General features: G+C 35.2%; 16 protein-coding genes and 1 tRNA gene. 12 read left to right on the forward strand and 5 right to left on the reverse strand.

Annotated features, from left to right (window positions below):
• Positions 1-102: 102 nt before the first annotated feature.
• Positions 103-1,419: an adenosylhomocysteinase gene (gene ahcY, locus MG292_RS01805; protein WP_264534399.1), complete on the reverse strand. Its 1,317-nt coding sequence runs from the start codon at positions 1,417-1,419 to the stop codon at positions 103-105.
• Positions 1,420-1,651: 232 nt separating this feature from the next.
• Here ahcY and MG292_RS01810 point away from each other — a divergent pair, with 232 nt between their 5' ends.
• The 5 genes from MG292_RS01810 (at position 1,652) to MG292_RS01830 (ending at position 6,521) form a co-directional block, all read left to right on the forward strand.
• Positions 1,652-2,311 carry a 4'-phosphopantetheinyl transferase family protein gene (locus MG292_RS01810; protein ID WP_264534398.1) on the forward strand — a complete coding sequence of 220 codons (660 nt, stop codon included), beginning with the start codon at positions 1,652-1,654 and terminating at the stop codon, positions 2,309-2,311.
• A gap of 2 nt (positions 2,312-2,313) precedes the next feature.
• Complete coding sequence (pnuC, locus tag MG292_RS01815; protein ID WP_264534397.1) at positions 2,314-2,943, forward strand: nicotinamide riboside transporter PnuC; 630 nt, start codon at positions 2,314-2,316, stop codon at positions 2,941-2,943.
• Positions 2,898-3,527: an ATP-binding protein gene (locus MG292_RS01820; RefSeq protein ID WP_319799843.1), complete on the forward strand. Its 630-nt coding sequence runs from the start codon at positions 2,898-2,900 to the stop codon at positions 3,525-3,527. Before pnuC ends, MG292_RS01820 begins: the two co-directional genes overlap by 46 nt.
• Positions 3,528-3,690: 163 nt before the next feature.
• Positions 3,691-4,095, forward strand: a complete 405-nt coding sequence (gene arfB / locus MG292_RS01825) for an alternative ribosome rescue aminoacyl-tRNA hydrolase ArfB (protein ID WP_264534396.1) — start codon at positions 3,691-3,693, stop codon at positions 4,093-4,095.
• A 287-nt stretch (positions 4,096-4,382) separates the two neighbouring features.
• Positions 4,383-6,521, forward strand: a complete 2,139-nt coding sequence (locus MG292_RS01830; RefSeq protein WP_264534395.1) for a TonB-dependent receptor — start codon at positions 4,383-4,385, stop codon at positions 6,519-6,521.
• Between the two features lie 53 nt (positions 6,522-6,574).
• Here MG292_RS01830 and MG292_RS01835 read toward each other — a convergent pair whose 3' ends face one another.
• On the reverse strand, positions 6,575-6,988 hold the full coding sequence (locus MG292_RS01835; RefSeq protein ID WP_264534575.1) for a Rieske (2Fe-2S) protein: 414 nt from the start codon (positions 6,986-6,988) through the stop codon (positions 6,575-6,577).
• A gap of 170 nt (positions 6,989-7,158) precedes the next feature.
• Here MG292_RS01835 and greA point away from each other — a divergent pair, with 170 nt between their 5' ends.
• Both greA and MG292_RS01845 read left to right on the forward strand, forming a co-directional pair.
• Positions 7,159-7,635, forward strand: a complete 477-nt coding sequence (gene greA / locus MG292_RS01840) for a transcription elongation factor GreA (RefSeq protein ID WP_264534394.1) — start codon at positions 7,159-7,161, stop codon at positions 7,633-7,635.
• Between the two features lie 10 nt (positions 7,636-7,645).
• Positions 7,646-8,035 carry an HIT family protein gene (locus MG292_RS01845; RefSeq protein WP_264534393.1) on the forward strand — a complete coding sequence of 130 codons (390 nt, stop codon included), beginning with the start codon at positions 7,646-7,648 and terminating at the stop codon, positions 8,033-8,035.
• Positions 8,036-8,056: 21 nt separating this feature from the next.
• On the opposite strand, the gene MG292_RS01850 is transcribed toward MG292_RS01845, so the two are convergent.
• Positions 8,057-9,211 (reverse strand): sensor histidine kinase, encoded by a 1,155-nt coding sequence (locus MG292_RS01850; RefSeq protein ID WP_264534392.1) that lies wholly within the window; start codon positions 9,209-9,211, stop codon positions 8,057-8,059.
• A 163-nt stretch (positions 9,212-9,374) separates the two neighbouring features.
• Here MG292_RS01850 and MG292_RS01855 point away from each other — a divergent pair, with 163 nt between their 5' ends.
• Complete coding sequence (locus MG292_RS01855; protein WP_264534391.1) at positions 9,375-9,758, forward strand: DUF3127 domain-containing protein; 384 nt, start codon at positions 9,375-9,377, stop codon at positions 9,756-9,758.
• Positions 9,759-9,842: 84 nt separating this feature from the next.
• A complete protein-coding gene (locus MG292_RS01860) occupies positions 9,843-11,186 on the forward strand; it encodes a deoxyguanosinetriphosphate triphosphohydrolase (RefSeq protein WP_264534390.1) in 1,344 nt (447 codons plus the stop codon).
• A gap of 256 nt (positions 11,187-11,442) precedes the next feature.
• Here the strand turns inward: MG292_RS01860 and tyrS are convergent, their stop codons facing one another.
• On the reverse strand, positions 11,443-12,738 hold the full coding sequence (gene tyrS, locus MG292_RS01865; RefSeq protein ID WP_264534389.1) for a tyrosine--tRNA ligase: 1,296 nt from the start codon (positions 12,736-12,738) through the stop codon (positions 11,443-11,445).
• A gap of 172 nt (positions 12,739-12,910) precedes the next feature.
• On the opposite strand from tyrS, the gene MG292_RS01870 reads away from it, so the two are divergent.
• Entirely contained in the window at positions 12,911-13,900 is a 990-nt protein-coding gene (locus tag MG292_RS01870) for an NAD-dependent epimerase/dehydratase family protein (RefSeq protein ID WP_264534388.1), read from the forward strand.
• Positions 13,901-13,904: 4 nt separating this feature from the next.
• A complete protein-coding gene (locus MG292_RS01875) occupies positions 13,905-14,321 on the forward strand; it encodes an SRPBCC domain-containing protein (protein ID WP_264534387.1) in 417 nt (138 codons plus the stop codon).
• 109 nt (positions 14,322-14,430) lie between these two features.
• Here the strand turns inward: MG292_RS01875 and MG292_RS01880 are convergent.
• Positions 14,431-14,501 (reverse strand) — tRNA-Gln (locus MG292_RS01880).
• Positions 14,502-14,727: 226 nt separating this feature from the next.
• Here MG292_RS01880 and MG292_RS01885 point away from each other — a divergent pair.
• On the forward strand, positions 14,728-18,009 hold the full coding sequence (locus MG292_RS01885; protein ID WP_264534386.1) for a glycosyltransferase family 117 protein: 3,282 nt from the start codon (positions 14,728-14,730) through the stop codon (positions 18,007-18,009).
• The last annotated feature ends 36 nt before the right edge of the window (positions 18,010-18,045 follow it).

Genomic DNA, 18,045 nt, shown 5'->3' on the forward strand with positions numbered 1-18,045 from the left:
AACAAATATAACGATAATAAGCAATAAAAAACCCTTACAGCTGAAAATACAGGAGTAAGGGTCGTTCTATTTTGAGATGCTGAAACGAGTTCAGCATGACAATTAATATCTGTAATACTCTGGTTTGAATGGTCCTTGAACCTCTACCCCAATATAAGCTGCTTGATCTGGACGAAGTGTTTCTAATTCCACACCTAATTTAGCTAAGTGTAAAGCCGCTACTTTTTCATCCAAATGTTTTGGCAACATATACACTTCATTCTTATATGCCGCACTGTTTTTCCACAATTCAATTTGTGCCAAAGTTTGGTTGGTAAATGAGTTACTCATCACGAAACTTGGATGACCTGTAGCACACCCTAAGTTTACTAAACGACCTTCGGCCAAGATGATGATGTCTTTTCCGTTTACGTTGTAGATATCTACTTGAGGTTTCACTTCATTTTTAGTATGACCAAAGTTTTTGTTCAACCAAGCCATATCAATTTCATTATCAAAGTGTCCGATGTTACAAACAATCGTTTTATCTTTCATTTTTTCAAAGTGAGAACCTAAAACAATATCTTTATTTCCGGTAGTCGTGATGATAATATCAGCAGTAGTAATAACTGTATCTAATTTTTTTACTTCAAAACCATCCATTGCAGCTTGTAATGCACAAATTGGGTCGATTTCTGTAACAGTTACAATAGAACCCGCACCTCTAAAAGAAGCTGCAGTTCCTTTTCCTACATCGCCATAACCACAAACAACCACTTTTTTCCCAGCTAACATCACATCAGTCGCACGACGAATCGCATCAACTGCCGATTCTTTACAACCGTATTTATTATCAAATTTCGATTTTGTAACCGAGTCATTTACATTAATCGCTGGCATTGGTAATGTTCCCGCTTTTACTCTTTCGTATAATCTATGTACTCCCGTTGTAGTCTCTTCAGATAATCCTTTGATTCCTTCCACTAAGTGAGGGTAGCGATCAATTACCATATTAGTCAAATCACCTCCATCGTCCAAAATCATATTCAATGGTTTTCTTTCTTCTCCAAAGAACAATGTCTGCTCAATACACCAATCAAATTCTTCTTCATTCAAACCTTTCCAAGCATACACTTGAATTCCTGCAGCAGCAATTGCAGCAGCAGCCTGGTCTTGAGTAGAAAAAATATTACAAGAAGACCAAGTTACCTCAGCCCCAAGAGCAATCAAAGTTTCAATCAAAACCGCAGTTTGAATTGTCATGTGCAAACATCCTGCAATACGGGCCCCTTTCAAAGGTTGCTCGGCTGCATATTCTGCACGAAGTGCCATCAAACCTGGCATTTCAGCTTCTGCTAATTGAATTTCTTTCCTTCCCCAAGCTGCTAGAGAAATATCTTTTACTTTGTAGGCCACATAGGGCGTCGTTGCTGTACTCATTTATAGTATATTTGTTGTTGTAAAAATTTTTGCAAAACTACATAATAACTTACGATTTTAAAAACATTACCCTATTTTTATGAATTGTTTAGGAAGCTAATCTTTTAAAAATCAATAAAATAATTGAATATAATTTCTTTTTGGAGCTATTCCCGCCATTCGCTTTATCTTTGCACCCAAACCCTGGCTGCAAAGGACACCACTACTGTCGGGGCTAAAACACGTTTTCGGTATGCCATTGTATAAAACCATTCAGCACAATTCTAGCACACAGATCCTGATTTGGAACATCACCGAATCGTTTGAACAATTGAACCAAGAAGTCCAATTGAACGAAAAAAGTCAAAAGCGCCTTGACGGAATGAAATCCGAAATGCACCAACGTGCTTTTCTCAGCATCCGAAAATTATTGGCCCAAGCCGGTTACTCCGATTTTGATTTGTACTATGATGAATTTGGCAAACCGCATTTAATAAACGAAAAACACATTTCAATTACCCATTCCCATCATTTTTCGGCTATCATTTTGAGTAATGAAGCCGTTGGAATTGACATCGAAATGCAACGCGAAAAAATTCAGAAAATCGCCCATAAATTTGTCAATGATAAAGAACTCGAACGTCTGCAAAAAATAAATACCAACGACTACATCAAAAAATTAACCGTGAAATGGGGCGCTAAAGAAGCTATTTTCAAAATTAGAAACGAAAAAGGTATCAGCTTTAAGGACCATATTCAAGTAGCTCCTTTTGAATTGAATGAAACACAAACCATAGCTAATTTAAATTACAACGGAATCAACCAACAATTTACCATTCATTTTTCAGAACTAGACACTAACTTTACTTTAGTGTATGCCTTTGAAAACAATATGCCAACTCAAGCAAACTAATTATGTTCGACTTCTTTTTTTCGCAATACAGCAATTATCAAACTCACGATATTATACTAGAAATCATTGCCGTTCTATTAGGAATAGCCAGTGTTTGGTATGCTAAAAAAGATGACATTCTAGTTTTTCCTACCGGAATGATTAGTACTTTAATTTATGTCTATCTTTTATGGAAATGGACATTATGGGGCGATATGATAATTAACGGCTACTATTTTATTATGAGTATTTATGGGTGGTATCATTGGACTCGAAAAAAAGGAGACATTATTGAATTTCCCATTTCAGTTATTTCAACCAATGAAAAACGTATTTCCTTATTTATCTTTATCTTTACCGTCGCATTTGTAGTCGCTGTATATCATTACTTTAACAAATTCAATACTTGGTATGCCTATGTCGATACTTTTGTTACCGGGATTTTCTTTGTGGCAATGTGGCTCATGGCCAAGCGTAAAATAGAAAATTGGGTGTTTTGGATTATTGGAGATTTGGTTTCAATTCCCTTGTATTTTGCAAAAGGATTAACCTTTACTAGTTTTCAATATATAGTATTTACAATTGTTGCCGTTTACGGCTATTTAGAATGGAAGAAAACCTTAAACAGCTCCCAACCGGCGCTAAAAGAATAATAAAAATTGCCTTATTTGGTCCCGAAAGTACCGGCAAAACCACCTTGGCAAAACAATTGGCCGAATACTATAAAACCGATTGGGTACCCGAATTTGCGCGCGATTATCTTCAAGAAAAATGGGACACACAACACGCTATTTGCGATGTAAATGACATGCTCCCTATTGCTTATGGACAAACACAGCTTGAAAACGAAAAAACAGCAACAGCCAATCAATATCTTTTTTGCGATACCAATTTAATGGTAACCAAAGTCTTTTCCGAAGTGTATTACAACTATTGCGAACCTGCTTTAGACCAAGCCGCACGAGAACACGAATACGATTTGTTCTTTTTAACCGATATCGATGTGCCTTGGGAAAAAGATGATTTGCGCGACAAACCTGAAGGACGTGAAACGGTCTTTAGCGTTTTCAAACAATCCTTAATTGATAATCACAAACCGTTCATCACCCTTTCGGGAGACAAAAAATTACGACTACAAAAAGCTATTTCCATTATTAATGATTTGACTGTAGCATTACAAAAAGGACAATCTTCTTTGGAATTTGTTCAAATGTATCTTAAAGGAATAAGTAAATAATTCTTGTTTTTTTAACAATAACATCAAGTCGAATCTACGATATATAACCTAACCACAAAGAACACAAAGTAGGCACGAAGTTCACAAGGAGATAAAACTTATATTACTTATACATTTTAAAAAAATCTTTTGGCCTTAGATACTTCGCGGCAATAAATAAAAAATGAATAGAGAACAACTTATTACCGAACTTACTTTTAAAGCCGTTCGCAGTAGCGGAGCGGGTGGTCAAAACGTGAATAAAGTTTCCTCAAAAGTCGTTCTAACTTTTGATATTCCAAAATCTCAAGGACTTTCAGAAGAAGAAAAAAAACTATTAGTTACCAATCTCAATTCGCGATTAACTTCAGAAAACGTTTTAATTTTAAACTGCGATGAAGATCGAAGCCAACTCAAAAACAAGGAAATTGTAACCAAACGCTTTTTTGAATTATTGAAAAAAGGGCTTTCTACACCCAAAGAGCGAAAAGCAACCAAAATTCCTAAAGCTGCCATTCGAAAAAGAATAAAAGACAAAAAGAACTTGGGCGAAATCAAAAAATCAAGAAGAAAACCTGATTTAGATTAATTTTATTGCTCAACACAGATTCCACAAATTGCACGGTTTTTTTTGAAATTGAAATTGATTTTTGAAATTGCCATTGCTATTGAAATTGAATTTTCTATCTTTGCACCGTCTCACGGGGTGCTCTAAATAACGAGCTGAGATTATACCCAATGAACCTGGGCAGGTAATGCTGCTAAGGGAAAACAGACTAAAACAATTAATGTGCGCGTTAATTTTGAAGTCTAGAGTAACCAATTTAATTATTAACCAAGAATAATTTACCCCTGTTATTCGTAATCTATTTACGAATGAAATTTTTATTATTCAAAACGAGCCAAAAGCAACTATTTTTAAGCTCGCTTCTACTGTTCTCTTTGGTATCGTTTTCTCAAGAAAAACCAACAGACAGTACCAAAGTAAACCAACTCGACGAAGTATTAGTTTCGGCGATACGAGTAACTTCCAAAACTCCTGTTAGTTTTAGCAACCTATCCAAAAAAGAAATTCAAAATCGAAATTTAGGACAAGACATTCCTATTTTAATGAATTATTTACCTTCAGTGGTCACTACTTCAGACGCTGGGAATGGCGTAGGTTATACCGGAATTCGCGTTCGTGGAAGCGATGCAACTCGCGTCAACGTAACCATTAACGGCATTCCGTACAACGACTCCGAAAGCCATGGAACGTATTGGGTAAATATGCCCGATTTTGCTTCCTCGCTTCAAAGTGTGCAATTGCAACGCGGGGTAGGAACTTCTACCAATGGTGCAGGAGCTTTTGGAGCCAGTCTAAATCTTTTAACTGATTCGTATTCGGAAAAAGCATCTGGCGAAATATCCAATTCTTTTGGAAGTTTCAACACCCACAAACACACGGTGAAATTCAGCACAGGTTTGATGAATAATCATTTTGAAATTGCGGGACGTGTTTCTACATTGAAATCAGATGGCTATATTGACCGCGCGAGTTCTGACCTAAAATCTTACTTTTTACAAGGAACTTATGTAGGCAAAACTACATTAATCAAAGCCTTGGCTTTTGGAGGAAAAGAAAAAACCTATCAATCTTGGAACGGGATTGACGGCGAAACCTTGTTAAGTAATAGAACCTTTAATTCGGCGGGGATTTTTACTGACGAATTAGGTCAAACACGTTACTACAACAATGAGACCGACAATTACCAACAAGATCACTACCAATTGCATTGGAACGAAAAAGTTTCCAATACTTGGAAAACCAACCTCGCATTCCATTACACCAAAGGAAAAGGCTATTATGAGAACTATAAAGAAGATGCTAATTTTTCAGAATATGGTCTAACTCCAATTTCAATCAATGGAACCACTATCAATACCACGGATTTAATTCGTCAAAAATGGTTAGACAATGATTTTTATGGCACTACATTTTCGGCAAATTACAAATCGGATACAATGGATTTCATCTTTGGCGGAAGCTATAACAAATACGAAGGTGACCATTTTGGAAAAGTAATTTGGGCAAGATACGCTTCACAATCAGAATTAGGCGACCACTATTATGATGACTATGCTTCTAAAACAGACGGTACCGCTTTCGCGAAAGCCAATTACCAAGTAAATAAAAAATGGAGTCTTTTTGGAGACTTACAAGTTCGAAATGTGCACTACAAAGCCAATTCGTATGAAACGGGCTTAGTGAATGACAATTTCTCTTTTTTCAATCCAAAAGCAGGGGTAAATTACACCATCAACTCCAAAAACAACTTGTACTTTTCGTATGCAAGAGCGAATAGAGAACCTAATCGTACCGACTATGAAGGAGGAGGAAGTGTAAAACCAGAAAAATTAAATGATTTTGAATTGGGTTGGAGGTACTTAACTGACAGAATTCAATTAAATTCCAACTTGTATTACATGGCTTACAAAGACCAATTGATTCTGACTGGAACCTTAGACGATGTTGGAAGCCCTATTCGTTCTAATAGTGAAAAAAGTTACCGACTAGGCTTAGAGGTTGATGCTGCCATTGTAGTATCGAAACAAATCAGCCTTCATCCTAACGTTACTTTAAGTAGTAATAAAAATTTAGATTTGGCGGTAAGCGGACAAAATTATGGCACCAAAGACATATCGTATTCACCATCTATAATCGCTGGAAACAGTTTCATTTACAAACCTACTGAAAGCATTCAAATAGTCTGGTTACAAAAATATGTTGGTCAACAATACATGAATAATATAGAGTCGGCAGAATCTAAATTAGCCGATTATTTTATCAATGATTTGAATGTATCCTACGAGATAAAACCAAAATCTGTTTTCAAATCAATAGTAATCAAAGGATTAGTAAACAACATTTTAGATAAAAAATACATTTCAAACGGATACATGTGGGATATATACCCTTATTATTACCCACAAGCTGGAACTAACTTCTTAGCAGGAGTAACGTTGAAATTTTAGATTACTATATAATTATACCTTCTGAGAAATCCTGACATTGCTGTCAGGATTTTTTAATTGTAAATATGCAATACATTTCCATTAACTTCCACACGATATTGTTTCAAAGGGTATTGTAAACTACCTTGACCCGTAAACAAACTATAGGTTTTACCGTCACAAGGGCAAACCGCTTCAATTCCGTTAATGGTCATTGTAGAGCAAGAACTTACATTTTGATTTGGACAAGCCGCATCAAAAACATTGTAACCACTCCCTGTATTAAAAATGATAAGCCCTTTTACTCCTTTTCCTGCATAATACACCGCATTGCTTGGGTACTGAAGGTTAGAATACAAAGGCAAATTCATATTAATATCAACCGTAAAAGTATAATTAGGAATATAAGGATTATAATTTGCGAGTCCACTATCCGAACAAGAAAAAAGAATCGTAAAAAAGAATGTCAACAATAGCAACTTTCTCATCATTTTAAAAATTTAGCAGTCAAGAATTAGTGAAACAAATTTAATTTATTTACATTTGAAATAGATTGCATTGAAGAATATATTTACAATCTAAATAAAATTATAGTATCTTTGTGAAAAGAAATCCCGTCCTGATGGGATTTTTTGTATTTTATATAAACAATGAAGTTATGAGCACAGTATCTTATTACACCGCAGAAGGATTAAAAAAATTAAAAGAAGAATTAGACTATTTAAAAAATGTGATGCGACCAAAAGCATCTCAAGATATTGCTGATGCAAGAGATAAAGGTGATTTATCTGAAAACGCAGAATATGATGCCGCTAAAGAAGCACAAGGTATGCTAGAAATGCGTATTGCTAAGCTAGAAGAAATTCATGCTAATGCCCGTTTAATTGACGAGAGTCATTTAGACACCTCTAAAGTATTAGTACTATCTAAAGTAAAAATCAAAAACCAAACTAACGGAATGGAAATGGTGTATACTTTGGTGGCCGAAAGTGAAGCCGATTTAAAAACCGGTAAAATCTCTGTAACCTCTCCTATCGGGAAAGGATTATTAGGAAAATCTGTGGGAGAAGTAGCTGAAATTACTGTTCCTAATGGTGTTTTGAAATTTGACATCTTAGAAATTACAAGAGAATAATTAAAATACGATGAGTTCTATTTTTACCAAAATTGTAAACGGAGAAATTCCTTGTTACAAAATTGCAGAAGACGCTAATTTTTTAGCTTTTTTGGATGTCAATCCCAATGCTAAAGGGCATACACTTTGTATTCCAAAACAAGAAATTGACCAACTTTTTGAAATAGACGATGAATTGTATTTAGGTTTGATGCAGTTTTCTAAAAAAATAGCTGCTGCATTACAAAAAACAGTACCTTGCAAACGCATTGGTATGGCAGCTATAGGCCTAGAAGTCCCTCATGCGCACATTCATTTGATACCTTTAAACGAAATGGATGAAATGCGTTTCCTGAACAAAGTCACGATGACCAAAGACGAATTTGAAGCTTTAGCCAAAGCAATTCAGAATAATTTATAAAAAATAAAAAAGCGAATCTGTTTAAATTGATTCGCTTTTTTTATAACTCAATTGTATCGTAGTCCCTTTACCTATTTCTGACTGCACTACTTTGATACGGCCTTTGTGGTATTCTTCCACAATTCTTTTGGTCAACGATAATCCTAGACCCCAGCCTCTTTTCTTGGTAGTAAAACCTGGTTCAAATATGGTTTTGAATTGCTTTTTAGGAATCCCAATTCCCGTATCAGAAACCTTAATTTTTACTGAATCCCCTTCCTGTTCAACAACCAAATCCAAATGACCCTTGCCTTTCATCGCATCAATGGCATTTTTAACTAAATTTTCAATGGTCCAACTGTGCAACGTAGCATTGAACAAAACAAAAACAGGCAACTCAGGCGCCTGAAAAGAAAACACGATTTGTTTTGAAAAACGAGACTGTAAATAATTAAAAGTTTCTTGTGTTACTGCAATAATATCTTGGTTTTCTAATTTGGGTTCCGACCCGATTTTAGAAAAACGATCAGTAATAGTTTGCAATCGCTCAATATCTTTTTCAATTTCGAGAGTCGTGGATTCTGCTATATTTTCGGATTTAAGCAGTTCAATCCAACCAATTAATGACGAAAGAGGTGTTCCAATTTGGTGCGCTGTTTCCTTAGCCATTCCAGCCCAAAGTTTGTTTTGAGTAGCCATTTTGGTACTTCGGTAAAAATTATACACCAAAGCAGCAAACAAAACAATAATCAAAACTAAAGCAATTGGATAATATTTTAATTTATTCAACAAAGCCGAATTGCCATAATATAACTTTTGAAACTTACCCGGTGCATATTCAATGACAATAGGGTCGTTCTCATTTTTAAGTGTAGCTAAAAATCGAACCGATTCTGCTCTATTTGCAATGATTTTATCATCAATATTCACCGTATTAATGATCTTGTCTTTTTCAGTCAAAATAATTGGAATAGACGAGTTGGTGCTGAAAATTTGAAGCGGTAGTTCCACATCCGTATTTTCATCGGCATTGATTAATGTTTTTTGAGCCTTTGCCCAAAGATTCATTTTTAGACGCTCTTCATTTTTAAAAATTTGGAAAAAAGTATAGGTATTCCAAAGTATCAATGAAATAATACAAAACGAAACCAAAATAATCACCCAACGGGTGGTATTGCGCCTATCCGAAAAATACATACAATCAATTTAGATTATAAATGTAACGAAATAATTTGAAAAAGATTTTAGGCCTTCGCCAAAGAAAAAGTTGAACGTGTCAAAAAAGACCTATTGTCTAGAAAAGAAGAAGTTAGTATATTTGTAAATCTAAAGAAGAAATAAACTTAAAAAAATAATACAAATGGAAGTTACAGGAAGAGTAAAAATGATTGACCAAACTAAAGAAGTGGGTTCAAATGGGTTCAGAAAAAGAGATATTGTTGTTACTACAGACGAACAATACCCACAACATATTTTGGTACAATTTGTTCAAGACAAATGTGACTTGCTAAACAGTTACCAAGTAGGTGACCAAGTAAAAATTGACATCAATTTGAGAGGTCGTGAATGGACAAATCAACAAGGGGAGACTTCTTACTTTAACACCATTCAAGGATGGAGAATTGGAAAAGTACAAACTGAAGCTCCTGCTGCAGCTCCACAAACTCCTCCTATGCCAACAGCAGAAACTTTTGCTCCAGCAACTAATTTAAATGAAGACGAACCAGACGATTTACCGTTTTAATCTTTATAAATATTCAAACAAACCCGACTCAAAATGCGTCGGGTTTTTTTATTTACATTTGTAATTCACAATTAACACCAAGCAATGAACTGGGAACAACTTTTATCATTAAGAAGACAAGGCGACAAAGGCAAAAGATTGCGTGTAGAACAAGACGACACTCGCTTAGGATTTGAAGTAGATTACGACCGTATCATCTTTTCGGCTGCATTTAGAAGTTTGCAAGATAAAACCCAAGTCATTCCACTTTCTAAAACCGATTTTGTTCACACCCGCTTGACACATAGTTTAGAAGTATCTGTAGTGGGGCGTTCATTAGGTCGATTGGTTGGAAAAAAAATACTAGAAAAATACCCACATTTAAAAGAAGTTCACGGCTACCACATGAATGATTTTGGGGCAATTGTTGCCGCTGCTTCATTGGCACACGATATCGGAAATCCGCCTTTTGGCCATTCGGGCGAAAAAGCTATTGGCGAATATTTCTCTATTGGGAAAGGTCAACAATACAAAGACCAACTCACTCCAAAACAATGGCAAGATTTAATCGATTTTGAAGGCAATGCTAACGGATTCTCAGTACTAACAGCCAACCGACCTGGAATAGAAGGAGGTTTACGAATTTCATTTGCAACCCTAGGTGCTTTTATGAAATACCCCAAAGAAAGTTTGCCTAAAAAGCCAACCAAAAATATTGCGGACAAAAAATACGGCTTCTTTCAAAGTGATAAAAATTTCTTCGAAGAAGTCGCAGCAGACATGGGGTTAATCCCTAATAAATCAGGAAAAGACATTGGATTTGAAAGACATCCTTTGGCGTATCTTGTGGAAGCGGCTGACGATATTTGTTACACCATTATTGATTTTGAAGACGGTATCAATTTAGGTTTAGTTCAGGAAGAATATGCCTTAGAATATTTAATCAAATTGGTTAAAGATTCAATTGACAGCGCTAAATACAGTACTTTAAATACAAAAGAAGACCGAATCAGTTATTTGAGAGCATTAGCCATCGGAAGTTTAATTAACGATGCCGTTCGCGTTTTTATTGAAAATGAAGAAGCCATTTTAGCTGGAAAATTCCCGTATGCTTTGATGGATAAAAGCAAGTACAAAGCACAAATGGACGACATTATCAAATTGAGTGTGAAAAATATTTATCAAAGTCGTGAAGTCATCGAAAAAGAAATTGTAGGTTACCAAATTATCCAAACCTTATTGGATAAATTCATTTCGGCAATGAACAATAAATTCAACGGAACAGCTTCAAATTACGACCAATTGATTTTAAAAATGCTACCCGAAAAACACAATTTAGAAAAAGAAAATCTATACGACCGATTGTTGCACATTTGCCATTACGTTTCGATGCTCACTGATGGGAATGCGTTGGAATTATTTGAAACTATAAACGGTACTAAGAAATAATTTTACCACAAGAACAAATTCATTAAACACAGATTTCACAAATTTCACAAATCATTGTGATGAGAAATGACGTAGTAATCTATTTTACACCGCAGATTCGCAGATTTTTTTTTAAGTTTTACCACGAAGTAGCTAAGATTATAAAAATCAAAGCTAATTTGTATTGATTAGCATCCGTTCCGATTTCTTAAAAATTTACTTTGCGAACTTTGTGCCTTCTTTGCGCACTTTGTGGTTAAATAACCGAATTAATGAATTACTTCACCCTTACAATAAAATAGTTCTTCTTACCACTTTGCAAAAGCACAAACTGGTTATTAATCAAATCGTTAGTTGAAAGTTGGTATGCTTCGGTTATTTTTTCTTTGTTTACCGAAATAGAATTGGCAGTTAAAGCTCTTCTCGCCTCTCCATTGGATTTAAAAAAACCTGTTTTTTCATTTAAAACCGTCACAATATCCAATCCGTTTTCGATTTCGCTTTTAGCAATTTCAGCCTGAGGTACTCCGTCAAAAACTTCTAAGAAAGTGGCTTCGTCCAATTGCTTCAAATCGGTTGCCGAAGCGTTTCCGAAAAGAATATTCGACGCTTGAATTGCTTTGTCTAACTCCTCTTTTGAATGTACAAAAGTAGTTACCTCTTCGGCTAGTTTTCTTTGCAAGACTCTCAAATGAGGCGCTACTTGATGCTCTGCAATTAAGGATTCGATAGTTGCTTTATCTAAAAAGGTGAAAATTTTAATGTATTTTTCAGCATCCACATCGGTCGTATTCAACCAAAATTGGTAAAATTTATACACCGAAGTTTTATCCGCTGTCAACCACACATTCCCACCTTCCGATTTTCCAAATTTAGATCCGTCTGCTTTTGTAATCAAAGGACAAGTCATGGCATACGCTTTGGCACCTTCGGCATTCATACGACGTACTAATTCGGTTCCAGTAGTAATATTACCCCATTGATCAGAACCTCCCATTTGCAGTAAACAGTTGTATTCTTTATGTAAATGATAAAAATCGTATCCTTGAATCAATTGGTACGTAAACTCAGTAAATGACATTCCTTCCCCTTCGCCAGACAATCGTTTCTTTACCGAATCTTTTGCCATCATGTAGTTCACGGTAATACGTTTACCCACATCACGGGCAAAATTGATGAACGACAAATCCTTCATCCAATCGTAATTATTTACTAAAACAGGCGCGTTTACATCCTTCGAATTAAAATCCAAGAAACGAGAAAGTACCGCTTTGATGCCTTCTACATTGTGTGCCAAAGTAACTTCGTCCAACAAATTTCTCTCATCTGATTTCCCTGATGGGTCTCCAATCATTCCTGTTGCACCTCCTACTAAAGCAATCGGTTTATGTCCAAAATTTTTCAAATGAACTAACAATAAAATAGGCACCAAACTTCCAATATGCAACGAATCAGATGTTGGATCAAATCCAATATAGGTCGTTGTCATTTCTTTCAATAGTTGTTCTTCGGTTCCCGGCATGATATCATGAACCAACCCACGCCATTGTAATTCTTCTACTAAATTTTTCATTTTTATAATCAATTTGCGCAAAGATAGGAATTTCAATGGCAAAATTCAATGGCAATGTCAAACTCAAAAATGAATGATTAAATAGATTGCTTCGTCATTCCTCCTCGCAATAACAAAAAAAATTGCTCCCTTATGGATTAGTGGCAATAGCAAAAAAAAGTATCTTTACCACATGATTTTAGTTACAGGTGGAACTGGTTTAGTGGGTGCACATCTCTTACTCCATTTAGTGGAGCAAGGAGAAAATGTGCGCGCTATGTATCGAACAACAAATTCGGTTGATAAAACCAAAGATTTATTTTCGCTCTACAACAAATCTCATTTATTCGAAAAAATCGAGTGGGTCCAAGGAGATATTCTTGACATCCCGACTTTGGAAATAGCCTTTCAAAATATTGAATCCGTTTATCATTGTGCTGCGATGATTTCTTTTGACCCAAAAGACGAAGATATCATTCGGAAAACTAATATTGAAGGAACGGCTAACATCGTGAATTTTTGCTTGGCATACAGAATCAAAAAAATGCTATTTGTGAGTTCGATTGCTGCTTTAGGAGATCCAACGCACACCAAAACTACAATTTCAGAAACCACCGAATGGAATCCAGAAAAACCCCATAGCGATTATGCCATCTCAAAATATGGTGCCGAAATGGAGGTTTGGCGTGGGCAACAAGAAGGTTTAGATGTTGTCATTGTTAATCCGGGAATTATTTTAGGTCCAGGATTCCCTGAGCAAGGAAGTGGGAAACTGTTTTCGGCTGTTGCCAAAGGATTGTCTTTTTACACACTAGGAACAACAGGATTTATTGCAGTTACTGATGTGGTCGAAGCAAGTGTCCAGTTGATGAATAGCGACGTCAAAAACGAACGATTTACATTGATTGAAAACAATTATTCGTTTCAAGAAATTCTAAACTGTATTGCTGATTGCATGCAGATGAAACGTCCTCAATGGCATGCTACTCCATTTATAATGAATCTATTTTGGAGAATGGATTGGATTTTAACTACTCTTTTCTTTCAAAAAAGAAAACTGTCTCGAGCTAGTGCCAAAGCCTCGTATTCGAAAAGTAACTATGATAATTCTAAAATAAAAAAGGTTTTGAATACTGATTTTAAACCAGTTAAAGAATACTGCAATCAAATACTAAAAATATAATTTTATGTCACAATTAACTGTACAAGCCACTATAACTGCGCCAGTTGCAACAGTTTGGGAATGCTGGACAAAACCAGAACATGTTACAAAGTGGAATTTTGCTAGCCCTGATTGGCATTGCCCAAAATCAACATGTGTATTAGAAGTAAATGGAGAATTTCATCATATTATGGCTGCTAAAGACGGCTCATTTGAATTCGATTTTTGGGGCAGATTCACTCAAATTGAAATAGAAAAACAACTCCAAATCGAGTTAGGCGATTCTCGAAAAGTAACGGTTCTTTTTGAAGCTAAAACCGATCAAACCACATTGATTACAGAACATTTTGAACCAGAAAATCAAAATCCGTTAGATCTCCAAGAAGCAGGTTGGCAGGCAATATTGAATAATTTTAAGCAATATGTCGAAACTCAATTATAGATTTTGCCTCAAATCCAATACGAATTAAGCAATAAAAATCGCTTTCCTTCAACAAATTAGATACAATAAGACATGAAAAAAGCCTCTCAATTTTTTGAGAGGCTTTATGTTGGTCTACTAGGACTCGAACCTAGAAAGACGGCACCAAAAACCGTAGTGTTACCATTACACCATAGACCATCAGTGCTGTTAAGCGAGTGCAAATTTAATACAAATTTTATTTTGCGCAAACTTTTAAATTATTTTTATCAAAAAAGTTTTAGGTTTAGGTCATATCTATCGGGAACCTATTAAAAACCAATTCATTACTACTCTATTATCAATAATAGAATTTTTTGTTAATGCTCCCTTGATTCCACAAAAAAATAGTTTCTTTGCATGATAAATAAAAAACCCTGTTTTAAAGATGAATAAGGCCGATTTCAATTTTAATAAATGGAATACTATTTTAGGTTGGTTTGCGTTTGCGATAGCATTAATAACCTACACCCTTACCGTTGAACCAACGATGAGTTTCTGGGATTGTGGAGAATATATTGCTACTGCCGCAAAATTAGAAGTAGGCCACCCACCTGGAGCACCTTTATTTCAAATGATTGGGGCATTCTTTGCCATGTTTGCTATTGACAAAGAACATATTGCCTTGATGGTTAATATGACCTCGGTCGTTTCGAGTGCATTTACCATTCTATTCTTATTTTGGTCTTCTAGTATGATTTTGAAAAAAATCATCGGCTCGTATAATGAAATCAACAAAGACAACTCAATTGTTATTCTTGGAAGTTCATTCGTAGGTGCTTTAGCTTATACTTTTTCAGATAGTTTTTGGTTCAATGCTGTGGAGGCCGAAGTATATGCTATGGCTTCTTTGCTAATTGCCTTGCTGCTTTGGTTAGGCTTGCGTTGGGAACAAGAAATGAATACCCCAAGAGGAGACAGATGGTTATTAATTATTTCGCTGGTGATTGGACTTTCTTTTGGAGTTCACTTTATGGCTTTATTGACCATACCTGCGATTGGATTTTTATATTTTTTCAAAAATTACAAAACGGTTACCGTTAAAAATTTCATTATAGCTAACATTGTAGTTGTTTCTATATTGTTGTTTATCTTTAAAATGCTATTGCCTTTAACCATGGCGTTTTTTGGTAAAACAGAGATTTTCATGGTCAACGAAATGGGACTGCCTTTCAACTCAGGAACCATTTTCGTAACCCTTTTATTAATTGCGTTTTTCTATTTTGGATTGCGTTATACCAAACAGAAAGGATTAGTTTTTTATAACACAATTATACTTTGTACATTGTTCATTTTAATAGGATTCTCTACTTGGATGATGTTGCCTATTCGTGCCAATGCTAATACTGTAATTAACGAAAATAAACCATCGGATGCTGCCGAAGTTCTTGCTTATTATAATAGAGAACAATATGGTGTAAATCCGCTTTTCTATGGTCCACAATATACAGAAACATTTAGCGGATTAGATAAAGAAAGACCTTATTTAGACAAAGCGCCTAACTATGAGCGAAACTATACCACTGGCAAATACGATATCACAAATAATTTTAAAAATGCTGAACAAAATAGCGATGATAATCAAAAAACTATTTTGCCTCGATTGTGGAGCACTGAGCATATTGAAAACTATATCAACTTTACCCATCCACCAGAATTCAAAATTAATTACGACTACCCTTTTGAAGAAGATTTAGCCAAATATGGAATCGATGCTAATAAACTAACCGAAGAAGAATACAATAAGGCGATTGCACAACTCAAAGGGGAGATTGAGAAAGTGGTTACTGAATTCAGACAAGCCTATGCGCAAAAACAAATTGACAATGATGGGTATGTAGCTTTCTTACGAAATTACGGCGACTATTTAATCATTGAAAAACCAACTACAGCAGACAATTTTAGCTTCATGTTTGAATACCAATTTGGGTACATGTACTGGAGGTATTTGATGTGGAATTTTGTAGGTCGTCAAAATGACATTCAAGGACGATACGACAATTTAAACGGAAACTGGATTAGTGGCATTCCGTTTATGGATAGTTTACACTTGGGTTCTCAAGACAATTTACCTTCAGATGTTTTAAATAACAAAGGTCGCAATGTATATTTCTTCTTACCTTTTATTTTAGGATTGATTGGTTTAATGTACCACGCAAGCAAAGATCGAAAAAGTTTTTATGTATTGCTTTCTTTATTTCTATTTACAGGAATTGCCTTAAAAATTTACTTGAACGAAAGACCTTTTGAGCCTCGTGAACGAGATTATGCACTAGTTGGATCTTTCTATGTATTTGCAATTTGGATTGGATTTGGTGTATATTCTCTCTATGAAAGTGCTAGAAACTACTTAACCCCAAGAGTTGCAGGACCTGTTTTTATTATAGGAAGTTTGCTAGCAGCTCCAGTACTTATGGCTGCGCAAAACTGGGATGACCATGATCGTTCAGACCGATACACTGCAGTAGCTATGGCTAAAGCGTATCTAAATTCATGCGATAAAAACGCTATTTTATTTACTATTGGAGATAATGACACCTTCCCTCTCTGGTATGCTCAAGAAATAGAAAAATACCGTACCGATGTAAAAATTGTCAACACAAGTCTTTTTATGACCGATTGGTATATTGACCAAATGAAAATGAAAAGCTATGAGTCTAATCCTCTTCCTATTTCATTCAATCATAATGAATATGTGGGTGACAAATTGGATTATGTAGCACATATCCCAAAAATTGAGACTAGATGGGATGTGAAAGACTTTATTGCCTTTATCAAAAATCCAAAATCAACAGTAGAGATGCAAAATGGACAAATCATTCATTTTTATCCAACAAATAAAATCAGAATTCCTATTGACAAAAACACCATTATTAAGAATAAAGTGGTGAGTCCACAGTATAACGATTCTATTGTTTCGGCTATTGACATCGACATCAAGGGAAGTGCTATTTACAAAAACCGACTAATGATGTTGGATCTTGTTGCTAATAATAATTGGAAAAGACCCATCTATTTTAGCGGAGGTGCTTTTGATAGTGACGACTACCTTTGGATGAAAGAATACCTTCAATTGGAAGGAATGGTTTATAAACTAGTTCCTGTTAGAACACCTTTAGACAAAGATGCTAGCCAAATTGATATGGGACAAATTGACTCCGAAATTATGTACAACAAAGTAATGCAATGGGATTGGGGTAACAGTGAAAGTAATACAATATACCACGACCCTGAAACCCGAAGAAATAGTATTACTTACCGCATGAATTTATCTCGACTAATGGAGCAACTCATCAAGGATGGTAAAAAAGACAAGGCAAAAAAAGTGATTGATCTTGCTATGACTAAAATGCCAGTTGATAAATTTGATTATTATTCTTTAGTTGATCCCTTTGCCAAAGGATATTACGAAGTGGGTGAAAAAACTAAGGCAAGACAACTACTTGTGCAATTAAGTAAAAAATACACCGAAAATCTTGATTATTACGGCCAATTATCTGCTTCTGAGCAAATAGATATTGCTTCAGAAATAATCACTGATATTGAACGCTACAGAGGGTTACTTGATATTATGAAGGAAAGTGGCGACACCGTATTTTATAATCAATCCAAAAAAACATTCAACACTTATATTAGTGTCTTTGAACGTTTTGGACGAAAAAAAGAATAAAAGAACTCAATCCAATAAAAAAGCAGCACCAAGTGC

The sequence above is a fragment of the Flavobacterium keumense genome (assembly GCF_029866485.1).
In the GTDB taxonomy this organism is placed as follows: domain Bacteria; phylum Bacteroidota; class Bacteroidia; order Flavobacteriales; family Flavobacteriaceae; genus Flavobacterium; species Flavobacterium keumense.